General features: G+C 50.6%; 13 protein-coding genes and 1 other annotated feature. Of the genes, 12 read left to right on the top strand and 1 reads right to left on the bottom strand.

Going from position 1 to position 15,549, the window contains the following annotated elements; translation table 11 throughout:
* From MKY64_RS14565 to MKY64_RS14550, 4 genes are all read left to right on the top strand, one after another.
* Positions 1-2,319: an ABC transporter permease gene (locus MKY64_RS14565; protein WP_340953762.1), complete on the top strand. Its 2,319-nt coding sequence runs from the start codon at positions 1-3 to the stop codon at positions 2,317-2,319.
* A gap of 9 nt (positions 2,320-2,328) precedes the next feature.
* Positions 2,329-3,087: an ABC transporter ATP-binding protein gene (locus tag MKY64_RS14560; protein ID WP_209875682.1), complete on the top strand. Its 759-nt coding sequence runs from the start codon at positions 2,329-2,331 to the stop codon at positions 3,085-3,087.
* A 74-nt stretch (positions 3,088-3,161) separates the two neighbouring features.
* Positions 3,162-3,875, top strand: coding sequence for an ABC transporter ATP-binding protein (locus tag MKY64_RS14555; RefSeq protein ID WP_036729857.1), 714 nt, complete (start codon positions 3,162-3,164; stop codon positions 3,873-3,875).
* Positions 3,868-5,466 (top strand): hypothetical protein, encoded by a 1,599-nt coding sequence (locus MKY64_RS14550; RefSeq protein WP_340953757.1) that lies wholly within the window; start codon positions 3,868-3,870, stop codon positions 5,464-5,466. The genes MKY64_RS14555 and MKY64_RS14550 overlap by 8 nt, the downstream gene beginning before the upstream one ends.
* A gap of 108 nt (positions 5,467-5,574) precedes the next feature.
* On the opposite strand, the gene MKY64_RS14545 is transcribed toward MKY64_RS14550, so the two are convergent.
* Entirely contained in the window at positions 5,575-6,576 is a 1,002-nt protein-coding gene (locus tag MKY64_RS14545) for a tryptophan--tRNA ligase (protein ID WP_340953756.1), read from the bottom strand.
* Between the two features lie 44 nt (positions 6,577-6,620).
* Positions 6,621-6,877 (bottom strand) — a binding site (T-box leader).
* A 198-nt stretch (positions 6,878-7,075) separates the two neighbouring features.
* On the opposite strand from MKY64_RS14545, the gene MKY64_RS14540 reads away from it, so the two are divergent.
* The 8 genes from MKY64_RS14540 to MKY64_RS14505 all read left to right on the top strand — a co-directional run bounded on the left by MKY64_RS14540 (position 7,076) and on the right by MKY64_RS14505 (position 15,541).
* Positions 7,076-7,954, top strand: a complete 879-nt coding sequence (locus MKY64_RS14540) for a MerR family transcriptional regulator (RefSeq protein WP_340953755.1) — start codon at positions 7,076-7,078, stop codon at positions 7,952-7,954.
* 33 nt (positions 7,955-7,987) lie between these two features.
* A complete protein-coding gene (locus tag MKY64_RS14535) occupies positions 7,988-8,473 on the top strand; it encodes a GNAT family N-acetyltransferase (RefSeq protein ID WP_339313777.1) in 486 nt (161 codons plus the stop codon).
* Between the two features lie 18 nt (positions 8,474-8,491).
* Positions 8,492-8,983: a GNAT family N-acetyltransferase gene (locus tag MKY64_RS14530; RefSeq protein ID WP_340953752.1), complete on the top strand. Its 492-nt coding sequence runs from the start codon at positions 8,492-8,494 to the stop codon at positions 8,981-8,983.
* A gap of 403 nt (positions 8,984-9,386) precedes the next feature.
* On the top strand, positions 9,387-10,325 hold the full coding sequence (locus tag MKY64_RS14525) for a ring-cleaving dioxygenase (RefSeq protein ID WP_340953750.1): 939 nt from the start codon (positions 9,387-9,389) through the stop codon (positions 10,323-10,325).
* A gap of 31 nt (positions 10,326-10,356) precedes the next feature.
* Positions 10,357-10,950, top strand: coding sequence for a flavin reductase family protein (locus MKY64_RS14520; protein ID WP_340953748.1), 594 nt, complete (start codon positions 10,357-10,359; stop codon positions 10,948-10,950).
* A gap of 281 nt (positions 10,951-11,231) precedes the next feature.
* Positions 11,232-13,661, top strand: a complete 2,430-nt coding sequence (gene helD, locus MKY64_RS14515) for an RNA polymerase recycling motor HelD (RefSeq protein ID WP_340953746.1) — start codon at positions 11,232-11,234, stop codon at positions 13,659-13,661.
* A gap of 146 nt (positions 13,662-13,807) precedes the next feature.
* Complete coding sequence (locus MKY64_RS14510; RefSeq protein ID WP_340953744.1) at positions 13,808-14,344, top strand: hypothetical protein; 537 nt, start codon at positions 13,808-13,810, stop codon at positions 14,342-14,344.
* Between the two features lie 207 nt (positions 14,345-14,551).
* A complete protein-coding gene (locus MKY64_RS14505; RefSeq protein ID WP_340953742.1) occupies positions 14,552-15,541 on the top strand; it encodes an aldo/keto reductase family protein in 990 nt (329 codons plus the stop codon).
* Positions 15,542-15,549: the final 8 nt, after the last annotated feature.

Genomic DNA, 15,549 nt, shown 5'->3' with positions numbered 1-15,549 from the left:
ATGTTTTACCGAATCATCCGCAGAGATATCCGCACAAGTAAGGGAATTACGCTCACGACTATGCTGTTCGTAGCAGCTGCAGCCATGCTCGTCTCTCTGTCAGCCATTCTGGTCGTCAATCTGACAGGGGCCATCGATCATTTGATGACACAAGCGAAGACGCCTCATTTCCTGCAGATGCATTCCGGCCAGCTGGATCAAGCCCGGCTCAAGGCCTTTGCAGAGCAGAACAACAAGGTGGAAGATTACCAGGTGCTTGATTTCCTCAATGTAGAAGGCGTGAGGATTGTCATGGACGGGCATACGCTTGCGGACAGTGTTCAGGATAACGGCTTCAGCACACAGAGCGGGAAGTTTGATTATCTGCTTGATCTGGACGGGAATGTGATTGATGTACGGGGCGGCGAGGTGTATGTCCCGATCAGTTATATGAAGGATGGCTCCGTCAAGGCCGGAGGGAAGGTTACTGTGGGGGATACAAGTCTCACCGTAGCGGGGTTCCTGCGGGATTCACAGATGAACTCGCTGCTCGCTTCATCGAAGCGGTTCCTCGTCAGCGCGGAGGATTATGCGGAGCTGGCGCAGTACGGAACCACGGAATATCTGATTGAGTTCAGATTGAAGGACCTGTCGATGCTGGGAGCCTTCGAGACCGACTATACTGCAGCAGGACTTGAGGGGAACGGTCCGGTGATTACATATCCCCTGTTCAGAGTGCTTAATGCGATCTCGGACGGGCTGATGATTGCGGTGATCCTGCTGGCGAGTGTGCTGGTTGTTATTATTGCTTTTCTATGTATACGGTTCACCCTCATGGCAACCATCGAGAGCGATTACCGGGAGATCGGTGTCATGAAGGCCATCGGCCTGCGCGTCTCGGATCTCAAAAAAATCTATCTGGCTAAATATGCAGCGATAGCAGCTCTGGGCAGTATCCTCGGCTTGGCATTATCGTTCAGCTTCAGAGGTCTGCTGCTTGAGAATATCAGGCTGTATATGGGCGAAAGTGCGCATCCGGCACTTGCTCTGGCCTGCGGCATCCTTGGCGTACTGCTCGTATTCCTCGTTATTGTTGCCTATGTGAACAGGGTGCTGAAGCGTTTCCGGAAGATTTCGGCGGTCGAAGCCATCCGTTTCGGTACATCCCAGCAGACCCGGACGGGCTCAGGGCGGTTTACCTTGAACGGCAACCGGCTGCTGAACACGAATGTCTACCTGGGTGTTAAGGATGTCTTGTCCAGAAAAGCTCTATATGCAACCATGCTTGCGGTGCTCGTCATCTCTTCCTTCCTTATGATTGTGCCCCAGAATCTCTATCATACGATCTCCTCTCCAAGCTTCATTACATACATGGGCATCGGTGACAGTGATCTGCGCATGGATATCCAGCAGACGGACCATATTGCAGAGAAGGCCGCAGATATTGCGCGGGTGATGGAGCAGGATGTGATGATCTTCCGTTTTGCCGTGCTGACCACTCAGGCGCTGAACGTGAAGCTGGACAATGGTGTCGTTGAGCGGATAAAGGTTGAGCTGGGCGACCATTCCATTTTTCCGGTTGCCTATGGTGAAGGACATGGCCCGGTTGCAGCGAATGAGATTGCCCTCTCCGCCGCGAATGCCAAGGAGCTGGGCAAGCAAGCCGGTGATTCCCTGACCCTGCTCGTAGACGGAGAAGCGAAGGAGCTTACGGTATCCGGGATTTATTCGGATGTGACCAACGGCGGGAAAACAGCCAAGGCCACCTTCACCACGACTTCTGATCAGGCCATGTGGGCCGTGATTTATGCGGAGCTTGCAGATTCCATGCTAATCAGCAGCAAGGTGAGCGAATATGCAGAGCGGTTCAGTTATGCGAAGGTGTCCGATATCGGGGAATATGTGACGCAGACCTTCGGCTCTACCATTAGCTCAGTCGGTAAGGCTGCATGGGCTGCTCTAGCCGTGATGCTGGTCCTGAATGTACTGATTACACTCTTGTTCATGCGGATGCTGGTAGCCAAGGACCGTTACTCTATTGCCGTCATGAAATCGATGGGCTTCCGGAATTCAGATCTGACTGTACAGTATTACGCGCGTTCTATATTTGTACTGGTGACCGGAATGGCTCTGGGCATCCTGCTGGCGAACACTCTGGGGCAGATTCTTGCCGGTGCTGTGATCTCCTCCTTCGGGGCTTCGTCGTTCAAGTTCGTGGTCCATCCACTCTCGGCGTATCTGCTGTGTCCGCTAATCATGACCGGTTCTGTACTCATCGGGGCGGTTATCGGCACATCGGGCATTGGCCACATTCAAATATCCGGCAATATTAAGGAGTAGATCAAGAAGATGAAGAAGATTATTTCGGGTGAAAATATAACCAAACAATACGGCACCGGCGAGGAGCAGCGCAAGGTGCTGGACGAAGTATCCGTCGATATTCACGAAGGTGAATTCGTCTCGGTGATGGGACCTTCAGGCTCAGGGAAATCCACGCTGCTGTTTGCACTGAGCGGAATGGACCGGATCGACTGGGGCCTGGTTACTTTTGAGGGCAGGGATTTGGGGATACTTGAAGAGGATGAGCTTGCGGATCTCCGCAGAACGGAAATGGGCTTCGTGTTCCAGCAGCCGACGCTGATGAAGAATCTGAACATCCTGGATAATATCATTCTGCCATCGATGCGCGGCAACCGGCGGAAGGTTGCCGCGATTACAGATAAGGCGCAGCAGCTTATGCAGAAGGTGGGCATCGCGGAGCTGGCGAAGCGTGATATCACGGAGGCTTCGGGCGGACAGCTGCAGCGGGCCGGCATCTGCCGGGCGCTGATGGGCAGTCCGCGCATTATTTTCGGAGATGAGCCGACCGGCGCGCTGAATCTGAAGGCTGCCGAGGAGATCATGGACCTGCTGTCCGGGATCAATGAGGAAGGGACGGCCATCATGCTGGTCACCCATGATGCCACTGTGGCGGCCAGGACGCAGCGGATTATGTTCATGTGCGACGGCCGGATTGTCGATGAGATACGCCTGCCGAAATACAGCGGAGGGACGCTTGAGCCCCGCATGAACTTGATCACGGCAAAAATGCGGGAGATTGGGATTTAATATTGAAATGAACCATTAGCCCGGGCTGTTCGTATTATAGTTATTTGCTAACACCAAGGAAGAGGTGAGAGGAAATGCTGACGATTAGACATTTTACGAAGAGCTATAAGGGCGGCAAAAAAGCAGTAGATGATCTCAGTCTGGTAGTTGAACGGGGCGACATCTATGGCTTCATCGGCCATAACGGCGCTGGCAAGACCACGACTATCCGCGCTGTGGTGGGCGTGCTTGATTTTGAACAAGGGGAGATTGAAATTGACGGCATCTCAATTAAAAAAGATCCGTTAGCCTGCAAGGCGAAGCTTGCATACATCCCGGATAACCCGGACTTGTACGATCACCTGACGGGGATTCAGTACCTGAATTTCATCGGCGATCTCTTCAGTGTATCGGGGGCCAACCGGGAGCGGCTGATTGGGCAGTACGGCGATGCCTTCCAGCTTACAGCGAGTCTGGGTGATCTGATCTCCTCGTATTCCCACGGCATGAAGCAGAAGCTGGCCATTATCTCTGCCCTGATCCATGAGCCGAAGCTGTTAGTGCTGGATGAGCCTTTTGTGGGGCTTGATCCGAAAGCGGCGCATACGCTGAAGACGATCATGGCAGATGTGTGCAGCAGAGGCAGTGCGATTTTCTTCTCCACGCATGTGCTGGATACCGCTGAGAAGCTCTGCAATAAGATTGCGATCATCAAAGGCGGACGGCTGATTGCCCATGGTAAGACCGAAGAGGTCAGAGGCGAGAACAGCCTGGAGGATGTATTCATGGAGCTGATCGATCATGATTAATGTCTGGAGGTTAACGAAGCTGCAGCTGTTGTCCTCCTTCGGCCTCAATAAAGCGCTGCATACGAAAGACTCTGCACAGAGACGGAAGGCGCTGCTGCTCAGCATTGCGATGATAGCCGGGATACTCATGATCGGAGCCGTGTCATTCGGCTACAGCTTCATGATGGCGCAGTCGTTCGAGCAGCTTGGGCGGATGGACTTATTGCTGGCAGTGATGATGGCGGCCACTTCGTTGGTCGGCTTCTTTACTACGGTCTATAAGGCAAGCGGGGTATTATTCAGTTATAAGGACTACGATATGATCATGTCTCTCCCGGTGAAGACCAGCCATGTGGTGGCGAGCCGGGTGCTTCAGCTTTATGTGATGAACCTGTTCTTCACGCTGCTGGTCATGCTTCCGGCGGGGGCGGTGTATGCGATATATGTGAAGCCGGGCGTGCTGTTCTATCTGTTTTTCCTATTGACGCTCTTCTTCATTACTCTGCTGCCGATTATAGCGGCTACGCTTGTGGGCACCCTCATTAGCTGGGTCTCTTCCCGGTTCCGGTCGAGCAAAATCCTGAATATGATCCTCACGTTCGCCTTCATCATTGTGCTGATGCTGGGCTCGTTCACGCTCAATCAAGGGCAGCAGGCGATTGCAGATGTTGGAGCCGCCTTGGGTGATATGATCTTCAAGGTGTATCCTCCGGCTTCCCTGTATGTTGATGCGGTCTGCTCGTACCGGGTAAGTGCCTTGCTCTTCTTCATCGCTGTGTCTGTGCTGGTCTTTATGCTGTTCTCAATCCTGCTGGCGACCCGGTACAAGGCGATTCATACAGGGCTTATGACAAGCCGCGCAAGCCGCGGATACACGATGAAGCCGCTACAGGCTAATTCAGCATTCAAGGCCTTGTATCTAAAGGAGCTGCGGCGTTATTTCAGCTCGGTCAATTATGTGCTGAACACAGGGATCGGGATGGTACTGCTCCTGATGATGTCCATTTCCTTATTATTCGTTAGCTCAGAGCAGCTGGGAACCATTCTTGACATCCCGCAGCTGTCGGACTCCCTAAGTACGCTGAGTCCGCTGGTGATCTCTCTATTCGTTGTTCTGAGCTGCACCACGGCCTGCTCCATTTCGCTGGAAGGAAATCATCTGTGGATCTTGACCAGCTCCCCCGTGCCCAAACCGGCAATTGTATTCAGCAAGGTGGCGGTGAATCTCACTATTACGGTACCGGTTACAGCCGTAAGCTGGGGGCTGCTGGTCTATACCCTGCGTGCCGGGTTGACGGAGAGTATATTGATGCTGGCCGTTCCGGTAATCTATGCCTGCTATTCTGCGCTGCTGGGCGTTATGGTGAACCTGAAGCTACCCAAGCTGGACTGGACCAGTGAAGTTGCGGCCATCAAGCAGAGTGCGTCGGTGCTGGTAACGATGGTTATCGGCGTTCTCACGCTGGCTGTTCCCGCCGTACTGTTCATGCTTCTTCCTGGGGTGGGCGGAAATCTCATCCTGCTGGGATACTGCATTCTAATGGCAGCGGTCTGCGCCGGCATGTACAGATATATCCAGATCAACGGGGAACGGTTATTTCAGAAGCTGTAGCTGCTGAAGAAACCACTCTTGGAACGGAAAGAGACCTGACCTGTTCCAAGAGTGGTTTCTTTGTGTATTCAAAGACAAACAAATGATCACCACTGTCTTAAAACCGGTCTACGCATAACGTCCTATCCTCGATTTAACCTTCTTGAGCAACGGTCCCGCCAGGGCTCTTGCCTTCCGGGCGCCTTCACTCAAGATTGTGTCGATCTGCTCTGGCTCTGCCATGAGATCATAGTATTTCTTCCGTGGCTCCTCCAGAGCAGCATTAACTACCTGGAATAGCTCATGCTTGGCCTCACCCCAGCTAATGCCACTTAGATATTTGTCTCTTAACTCCTGCACTTGAGTGGGCGTCGCAAATTCTTTATACAACAAGAAAATATTAGAGGTCTCCGGGTCTTTCGGTTCCTGCGGAAGTGTAGAGTCAGTTTTGATTTTGCTGATCAGCTTCTTCAGGTTCTCTGCCGTTTCGAAAAGCGGAATCGTATTGTTATAGCTTTTGCTCATTTTCCTCCCGTCAAGACCAGGAATCACCGCTGTGCTCTCATCGACAATATAGTCAGGCAACTTGAACGTATCTCCATAAACCCGGTTGAAGCTTTCGGCGATATCTCTGGCGATCTCCACATGCTGAATCTGGTCTTTACCGACAGGGACCTTGTCTGATTGGAACAGCAGAATGTCCGCAGCCATCAGAATCGGATAGGTGAACAGACCCATATTAACACCAGTATCCGCATCCACGCCCAGTTGTTCATTTTGATCTTGAATCGCTTTGTAGGCATGGGCACGATTCATCAGTCCTTTGGACGTCAGGCAGGCTAGAATCCAGCACAGCTCGAAGATCTCCGGCACATCAGATTGTCTATAGAAAATCACCCGGTCCGGGTTGAGTCCGAGTGCCAGCCAAGTGGCTGCGATACTATAAGACAGATCTCTGAACTCGTCTCTATTCTGTATAAAATTTAACCCATGGTAGTCGGCAATGAAGTAGAGTGAAGTGCAATCACTGGCCCCGGCGATTTGCAGAGCAGGCTTGATTGCTCCGATGTAGTTCCCCAGATGGACTTTGCCCGTAGGTTTAATTCCTGTTAATACAATGTCATTACTCATATTATCCCTCCGTCTATAAAATCAAAAAGGGGTCTTCTCATCCTGAAAAGGACGAGAAAACCCCGTGGTGCCACCTTAGTTAGTCCGAACGGTGATCCGGACCGCTTGAACGTATCGAAACCTCACTATAGGTTTGAATACGCGTCTCTTGTAACGACGAGACTTTCGCCAAAGCCTACTTCCTGAAGGTTCGGTTTGGATGCTCAGAAGCCCACTTCGGCATATTCCCTACACTGATTCGCACCTACCATCAGCTCTCTGAAGTATTCGTTATGCGTACTCTCTTCGTCATTGCAAAGTTATATAATATTGAATTAGTGTATTTATACAGTACTTTCTGGAGAATGTCAAACTTTAGTTCGCGTAGGGTTAGGAGTGGGTCCATGCAGACCATACGAGCAAAGCTGGAGGAGCATACGGCAGTAATCCAAATTCCTCCTTGAAGTTGCCGCTGCGTCAAGTGATAGGATAGGGATGTGATCACAGGAAGGAGGGAGAAATGAACAGGACGGTTGTTAGCATACAGCAATTGTCGGAGCAACTCGGGCTGACGAGCCGCACCTTGCGGCACTGGGAAGCAGAAGGATTGTTTCAGAGTAAGAGAGAGGTATCTTCCGGCTGGCGTACCTACGATGAACATGCGCTTAAGTGTATCAGGATCACAGCGCTGCTGCGGAGAATGGATATCCCGATCAGAGAAATACAGGCTGTCTTGGGTAAAAGTTCTGTGCCTGTGCTTAAGCAGGTTATACAGAACAGGATACTTGCTCTACAGGTGCACCAGGAAGAACTAGAACAGATGGGACAGCAATTACATCAGGTACTCGATTACCTGAATACTTCCAATAAGAGAACCTCCATTCAGGAGGAACTGCTTAGCGAAATGGAGAATGTCTTTATGAGTAATGTAACCGGACAGTCCACATTTAAAGTGATTACACTGCCAACTATGAGGGTAGCCTTTCATATCGTGGTAGACGTTTCTCCGGAAGACAAAGCGATGGGTCCTATCATGGATTGGTTGGAATCCGCAAATCTCTTGGGCACGGCGAGGTTATTCGGCGGGAATATGAAGCCTATGCCAAGTAGTGCAGGTAAACCCTATGGCTATGGAATGTGTGCGACAATTCCCGAAGGAATCAGCGTCCCCGAGCCTTTCGAGGAAATGATCCTGCCCGGCGGGCTATATGCCAAGCTGGACAGCAGTGAAGACATTGGAGGTTCCTGGAAGATGCTGATGGATCAATTAGCCCATAGCCCAAAGTACCGCTCTGACCGCAGCAGACTCTGTCTGGAAGAACATATCCGCAATGACAGCCCTGCGGGCGGTGGAAATTTGTATGACTTGAGTTTACTGGAACCTGTAGTGTTGAAGTGAAAGTAACTATACACAAGAAAAGAAGGGAAGTAAATGAGCATTGAATTCAGTAAAATCAGCCTGTTTGAACGGGGAACATTGCTTGAACTATTGAAGGATGCTTATTCCTTCGACCGCAGGTATGAGCAGAGCTGTCTGGAGGATTGGCAGGAGTTCGACCACTTTTTCTTTGACAATCTGCAACTTGCGGATCAATATGGGTTCATGACTACGCTGCATGGTAAGGCTATTGGCTTCGTATCCTGGGACCCGAGGCAGATGCCCAGATACGCTGAAATCGGCCATAACTGTATTGCGACTGCCCACAAAGGCAAAGGCTACAGTACCATGCAGCTTCAAGAAGCGGTCGACCGAATCCTGCGGAATAAAGTCGGGCAGATTCGGGTGACCACTAATAATGATCTGATCCCCGCGCAGCGGATGTATGAGCGCGTTGGTTTTGTTTTGCAGCAGAAACGGCACATGGGTCCTGGCTCTGTACTTAAGGGTGAACATTGGGACTACGTGTATAGGGTATAAAGCCAGGAGGTACATACAATGGAAAAGTCAGAGGTTACATTAAGTAAAGCTACGTTGGAGGATGCGGCGGATATTCATGCTATGCAGCTTCAGGCCTTTCTGCCGCTCTTGGAGAAATATCAGGATTATGAGACAAGCCCGGCCAATGAAACGGTGGAGAGAGTGGCGGAACGGCTTAATCAGGCTTCTGTAGATTATTACATCATCCGGTATGCCGGTGTCGCAGCAGGTAGCATTAGGGTCAAGAAGACAGATGAGCAGAAATATTGGCTAGGCCAAATATTTATCTTGCCGGAATATCAAGGCCTGGGCATAGCCCAGCAGGTATTCGCCCAAATCGAGCAAATCTATGCTGACGCTACAGTCTGGGGACTGGCTACCATCGTGCAAGAGGAAAGAAACTGCTACTTGTATGAAAAGCTGGGCTACAGAAGGACGGGTGAGACCCAACAGATCAACGACAGGCTGACCTTGTGTTTTTATGAGAAAAAGCTTGTTAAGCAAAGTTAATGCTGATAGCTAAGAAATACTGCATAAATTGCAACTCTGGTTGATTAATACCTAAGTTTCGGGAGAAATGTTGTATAAAAAGCAGGAATAGTTCCGTCCAGCTGTCTGGTGGATGCGGAAAGCTGCCTTTTGTGCAACATTTTTTGATTACGGGCCATAGAGTGAGCAGAATGTTGCAATATGTGCAGGATTGTCACAGTTTCTCTAGTAAAATGTGTTCAAAAACTATTAGTTCAGCGGCCTCTTCTTAGGAAGGGGCTATTTATTGTACTCAAGTACTTGACAACTGTAACTATAGAAAGTAAAGTGAGGATATAAATTATCTTAATTTAAAGATAATATTTAACCAAATATCTTAAAGTAAAGATATAATTCGAATGAATCAACTTAGGAGGCAATTCAAATGAACAAGCAAACCATGGGTATTCATCATATCACCGCTATTGTCGGGCATCCGCAGGAGAATATGGACTTTTATGCAGGGGTACTGGGGCTGCGGCTGGTGAAGCAAACGGTCAATTTCGACGATCCGGGAACGTATCACTTCTACTTCGGCAATGATGGCGGGAAGCCGGGAACGATTATTACCTTCTTCCCGTGGGCGGATGCGTATCAGGGTAAGATCGGCGGCGGGCAGGTTGGTGTGACTTCATATGTGATTCCGGTCGGGGCGATGGCGTTCTGGAGAGAGCGGCTCACGGCATTCAAGGTGGCTTACACAGAGATGGAGCGGTTCGGAGAGCACTACCTGGAATTCGATGATCCGCACGGTCTGCATCTGGAGCTGGTGGAACGGGAGGCGGGTGAGCGTAATGAATGGACCTTCAGCGGGGTAACCCCCGAGGTGGCGATCAAGGGCTTCGGCGGCGCAACACTGCTGTCCACTCAACCTGAACAAACGGCGGAGCTGCTGGAGAAGGTGATGGGACTTACATTCGCAGGGCAAGAAGGTGATGTCGCCCGTTACCATTCGGCTGCGGATCTGGGAAATGTGGTTGAGCTGAAGGTAACGGCTGTACCGCGCGGTGAAATGGGTGTCGGCACCGTACATCATATCGCCTGGAGAGCGAAGGATGATCAGGATCAGCTTGAATGGCAGGAAGTTGTAAATGATAATGGATATGGGGTAACGCCGGTGCAGGATCGGAATTATTTCAACGCCATCTACTTCAGAGAGCATGGGGAGATTCTGTTCGAGATCGCTACCGATCCTCCGGGCTTCGCTCATGATGAAACGCCGGAGACGATGGGGACCAGCCTGATGCTGCCGGAACAATACGAGCCGCACAGAGCACAGATTGAACAAGTTCTGCTGCCGGTTACTGTAAGAGAGCTTGACTAATCTGCTTTGACATTAAAAGGGAGGCACGAGCATGATCACTATTGATCCGCAGCAGGGCACCGAACGGGATAATTATAAGCTTCTGGTCGGGACGATTATTCCGCGTCCGATTGCTTTTGTAACCACCTTGTCGGAGGATGGGGTCTTGAACGGTGCACCGTTCAGCTATTTCAATATTGTATCCTCCAACCCGCCGATGATCTCTATCTCTATTCAGCATGCCGGAGGTCAGTCCAAGGATACTGCACGCAACATCAAGCACATGAAGGAGTTTGTGGTTCATATTGTGGATGAGCAGAATGTCAGACAAGTGAATATGACTGCTGCACCGTTGCCGCCTGACCAGAGTGAGGTCGCCTTAGCAGGTATGACGCTTGTGGATAGCCAGCGCATTAAGGTCCCCGGCGTCCAGGAAGCGAAGGTGCGGATGGAATGTGTGTTGGAGCATTGCCTGGAGCTGCCGAATAATGACTTAGTGATCGGCAGGATCGTGCAGTTTCATCTGGACGAAGCGATCTACGAACAGGGAAGAATTAATCCGGTGGCCTTAGGGGCGGTCAGCCGTCTGGCAGGGAATAACTATGCGGGGATTGGGGAGATTTTTGAGATCGAGAGACCGGTGTAACGGCTGTGCTGGTGAGCAGACGGTTAGCCGATTCAGCGGGGAATACAAGGACAGGTTATCACCTAAACAACAAAACCCTGGCGCAAGCGCCAGGGTTAATTATGATTCAGGAAGTATTGCATACAAAGAAATAATATGCTAATGTTAGAAGACTATTGACTATTTTCAAAAATCAGATCGGAGGTAACGCATCTTATTTATATCTTAATTATAGCAAAGGGACATCCGGTTTGTCAACCCGCCTGTTTGGGACTATGTCAAGAAAGAGGAGTGATCAGGTGATGGAGAAGGTAAGCAGCTGGGAGCAGGAGCAGGAGTGGCTGGAGCAGGTCAAAGAGAAGCTGAAAGCGGGGATCGCAAGCCTGGAGCCGGAGGTTGGCCAGCTGAAGGAGCAGGCCACAGACATCCGCCGGAGATTCTGGGAAGAGGTTACGGTCAATACGAGTACGGAGGAGGATTTCGAAGAGAGCTTCTTCACCATTACCCAGCAGGACGCAGTCCTGTCAGAACGGGAACGCAGTCATGCGCGGAAGCTGCGGCAATGGAAGAATATGCAGCGGCTGCTGCCGTCGCCTTATTTTGGGCGGATTGATTTTCACGAGGAGGGTCAGAAGGCTGTGGAACAGGTCTATATCGGAGTGTCCTCCTTCATCGAAGAGGATGGTCTGAGCTTCGTGGTCTATGACTGGCGGACCCCCATTGCGAGCCTGTACTACGACTATCCGCCAGGAAAAGCAGCCTTCGACACACCCGGAGGACGGATTAGCGGAACGATGGAACTGAAGCGGCAGTACCAGATCCGTGACGGTCAGCTCCAGCATTTGTTCGATTCGAGCGTTACGATCGGAGATGAGCTGCTCCAGCAGGTGCTTGGCAAAGGCGCAGATTCACAAATGAAGAGCATTGTAGCCACGATTCAGGCGGAGCAGAACGCGATTATCCGTAACGATACGAGCCGGATGCTTATTGTGCAGGGAGCGGCGGGCAGCGGCAAAACCTCGGCAGCGCTCCAGCGCGTAGCCTACCTGCTGTACAAACATCGCGAGCGGCTGACGGCGGATCAGATTGTGTTATTTTCCCCTAACCCGATGTTCAACAGCTATGTATCTACCGTTCTTCCGGAGCTGGGTGAAGAGAATATGCAGCAGGTCACCTTTCAGGAATATCTGGAAACGTGGCTGGGTCAGGATTACCGGATTGAAGATTCGTTCGATCAGATGGAGTACGTGCTTACCGCTCAGCAGGAAGAGGGGTATGAAGCCCGTCTCAAGGGAGTCGGATATAAGGCGTCGGAAGCCTTCCTCCGGGCACTTCAGGGTTATGCGCAGTGGCTGAAGCTGGAGGGGATGCTGTTCAAGGACATTTGCTTCCGGGACCGCGTGTTAATCTCGGGGGAGCTAATCAAGAGCAAGCTATACAGCTTTGATCCTTCGATTCGTCTGCCTAACCGGATTACGCTGGTGCAGAAATGGCTGCTCGAAGAGCTGGCCAGACTGCAAAAGCTGGAGCAGGGAGCCGCCTGGGTAGAGGAAGAGATGAATTACCTCGACAATGACCAATACGCTGAAGTATACCGGATGCTGCACAGGGAACGGGGCGTGTTTGATTTTGCCGAGAAATACCTCCGCCTTCAGGAATTGCTGGTCCACAAGCGCGAGCAGGATGAGAGTGACTTTGATTTCGCCGAACGGGAGGAAGAGCTGCTGGCCCAGATGATCGTGAAGGAGCAGTTCAAACCGCTGAGACGGGGGATCAGGAAGTTCACCTTTATCGACATGGCCGGGCTCTACCGTCAATTGTTCAGTGATGAAACGGCCTACAGGGAAATGACGGGTGAACCGGAGGTGCCGGAGCTATGGCCGGAGATCTGTGCGCAGACCCGGGAGATGCTGGATAGCGGCACACTCTGGTATGAAGATGCGACCCCGTATTTGTATTTAAAAGAGCTAATCGAAGGTGTGCGGACGAATACGCAGGTGCGGCATATTTTTGTGGATGAAGGCCAGGATTATTCCATGTTCCAGTATGAGTTCCTCAAAAAGCTGTTTCCGCGTGCCCGCATGACGGTGCTGGGAGACTTCGGCCAGGCGATCTTCACGCAGGCGACGAATCTGTATGGAAGCAGCTCACCGCTGCTGAAGCTCTATGGAGAAGAAGAGACTAGCCAGTTCCTGCTGGTCCGCAGCTACCGCTCGACCTTTGAGATTGTGGAGTTTACGAAGCGGCTGCTGCCCGGCGGCGAGGCGATTGTGGCTTTTGAACGGAGGGGCCGGAAGCCGGTATTAGCTAAGCTGGACAATCGTGAGTTGAAGGCAGAGCGCATCGTGAAAGATCTCGCGGAGCTTCAGGCTGAAGGCCATAGCTCCATCGCTGTGATTACGAAGACGGCCGCAGAGAGCAGAGAAGCTTATGAGTGCCTGACTGCCCAAGGTGGCGCCCCGGAGCTGAGGCTGATTACGAAGAATACGCCCACTTTTGAAAAAGGAATACAGGTGATCCCCGCTTATCTTGCCAAAGGCGTGGAGTTCGATGCCGTACTGATCTACGATGCCTCCCCGCAGACGTATCACAGGGAGAGCGAGCGGAAGCTTTTTTATACGGCATGTACTCGGGCTATGCACCGGCTGCAGTTGTATACTACAGGGGAGTGGACGCCGTTTGTCGGTGGGGTAGAACAGGGGTTGTATGAGCAGACAGTAGCTACGCTATAGTTCTAAGAAGGCCTCTCCAATTTAATGGAGGGGTCTTTGTATGGAAGTTGGATTAGCAGATCAAATTGTACAACTCTCGGAAAAGCTGCATAGTCATAGCGGCAGTTCCTATGGTAAACTTTAGAAAAATATTTAGGGGGATATAAATGCGTCGAGGTGTTGTTCTATTATTAATGGTTGTGTTGCTCACTGCCTGCGGGTCATCAAACAAAGGATTATCCACAGATGATCTTGGAATTGTGAGAGTGAATGATGAAAAACAAATTGTAAGCTACGGTATGAGTCGTGCGTTAGCAGAAAAGGTGCTTGGAGTAGGTGAAGAAGATGGTAATACGAATTTTTTTAATTATGAGAGTGGTATAAGGATATTTTACCGGGATAATGCAGTAGTGTTTATCTACATGGGCGAAGATTCTAAAGGTGTCTATAAGACTGTACAAGGCGCTGAGATTAATATGAATCAAGATGATTTGAAAAGAATATACGGTGAAAATAATTTTATAGAACATAAAGGAAAGGTTTCGGCCTATGTATATGATTCAATAAACAAAAAATATCTTGCTGATACGGAAGTTGGCTTAGAAGAAAGAGATAAGTTTTATGAAATAGGTTTTGCTTATGAAAGTGGAGAAGTTAAGGGGATACTTCAATCAGATCACAAAGCTTCCTATGATAGGAAGTAATACAAACGTATATCCCATAAAAAACTTCATAATTAGCCCGCTGGCTTCGGCTAGTGGGCTTTTAAGCATAGACCTGCCTGGTCCGCCAATGAGAACACAGTGAATGCTCTGTGATACTTTTTTCATATCAAAACACTCATTAAATGATATTTCACCTATTAATAGTAATTTGTTACGCTTAAATGGCTATTAAAAGGAGGTAAGAAGATGGAATATCGGAAATTGGGTGCCAGCGGCTTATCGGTCAGTGAGATTGCTTTTGGAAACTGGATTACGCATGGGGCTCAAGTGGACAATGACACAGCCAAAGCTTGTGTTCATGCTGCATTGGACGCGGGAATTACTACATTTGACACCGCAGATGTGTATTCGGATACGAAGGCTGAGACGGTGCTGGGACAAGTCTTAACAGGTGTGCGGCGGGAGAGCATCGAGTTATGTACCAAGGTCTATCAGCCTACAGGAACAGGCCCCAATGACCGGGGATTATCCCGGAAGCATATCATGGAAGCTTGTAACTCCTCGTTGGAAAGGCTGCAGACGGATTATATAGATATCTATTATGCTCATAGATTTGACAAGAAGGTATCGCTGGAGGAGACCTTCCTGGCCTTCTCCGATCTGGTGCGTCAAGGGAAAGTTCTGTATGTGGGGATAAGCGAATGGACGGCGGAACAGATCACACAAGCTGCGGTGTTGGCCCGGGAGCTGAGGGTTCCCTTGGTGGCTAGCCAGCCGCAATATTCGATGTTATGGCGGGTGATCGAAGCGGAGGTTATCCAGGCTTCCGAGCGGGAAGGGATCGGGCAGGTTGTCTGGTCACCGCTGGCCCAAGGCATTCTGTCGGGAAAATATCTGCCGAATCAACCGGTCCCGCAGGGGTCCCGCGCTTCGACTTCGGCGGGTTCTCCGTTCTTCGAACGATTGGCTGGCCAGTGGCTGCACACAGAGGTTCTTACGGCGGTCTCCCGGCTGTCCTCACTTGCACACGAAGCGGGGCTGACACTGCCGCAATTGGCCATCGCATGGGTGCTGCAGAATCCTCAGGTATCGGCTGCAATCATTGGGGCATCCAGACCAGAGCAGGTACAAGAGAATGTTAAGGCTTCAGGGGTGCATCTTGGATCTGATTTGCTGAGTGAGATCGACAGAATATTAGAGGGGCTAGTTGAGCGTGATCCTGCAAAAACCGGGTGAATAACGCT

Origin of the sequence: Paenibacillus sp. FSL R7-0210, from assembly GCF_038009085.1 — a bacterium.
Lineage (GTDB): Bacteria > Bacillota > Bacilli > Paenibacillales > Paenibacillaceae > Paenibacillus_AQ > Paenibacillus_AQ silagei.
This window is presented reverse-complemented; position numbering and strand designations above follow the sequence as displayed.

Bases quoted from the DNA above. Each gene is read 5' to 3' on its own strand.
- MKY64_RS14560 (WP_209875682.1), top strand. From the start codon at position 2,329: ATGAAGAAGATTATTTCGGGTGAAAATATAACCAAACAATACGGCACC.
- MKY64_RS14520 (WP_340953748.1), top strand. From the start codon at position 10,357: ATGATCACTATTGATCCGCAGCAGGGCACCGAACGGGATAATTATAAG.
- MKY64_RS14510 (WP_340953744.1), top strand. From the start codon at position 13,808: ATGCGTCGAGGTGTTGTTCTATTATTAATGGTTGTGTTGCTCACTGCC.
- MKY64_RS14565 (WP_340953762.1), top strand. From the start codon at position 1: ATGTTTTACCGAATCATCCGCAGAGATATCCGCACAAGTAAGGGAATT.
- helD (WP_340953746.1), top strand. From the start codon at position 11,232: ATGGAGAAGGTAAGCAGCTGGGAGCAGGAGCAGGAGTGGCTGGAGCAG.
- MKY64_RS14540 (WP_340953755.1), top strand. From the start codon at position 7,076: ATGAACAGGACGGTTGTTAGCATACAGCAATTGTCGGAGCAACTCGGG.
- MKY64_RS14550 (WP_340953757.1), top strand. From the start codon at position 3,868: ATGATTAATGTCTGGAGGTTAACGAAGCTGCAGCTGTTGTCCTCCTTC.
- MKY64_RS14530 (WP_340953752.1), top strand. From the start codon at position 8,492: ATGGAAAAGTCAGAGGTTACATTAAGTAAAGCTACGTTGGAGGATGCG.
- MKY64_RS14525 (WP_340953750.1), top strand. From the start codon at position 9,387: ATGAACAAGCAAACCATGGGTATTCATCATATCACCGCTATTGTCGGG.
- MKY64_RS14505 (WP_340953742.1), top strand. From the start codon at position 14,552: ATGGAATATCGGAAATTGGGTGCCAGCGGCTTATCGGTCAGTGAGATT.
- MKY64_RS14555 (WP_036729857.1), top strand. From the start codon at position 3,162: ATGCTGACGATTAGACATTTTACGAAGAGCTATAAGGGCGGCAAAAAA.
- MKY64_RS14535 (WP_339313777.1), top strand. From the start codon at position 7,988: ATGAGCATTGAATTCAGTAAAATCAGCCTGTTTGAACGGGGAACATTG.
- MKY64_RS14545 (WP_340953756.1), bottom strand. From the start codon at position 6,576: ATGAGTAATGACATTGTATTAACAGGAATTAAACCTACGGGCAAAGTC.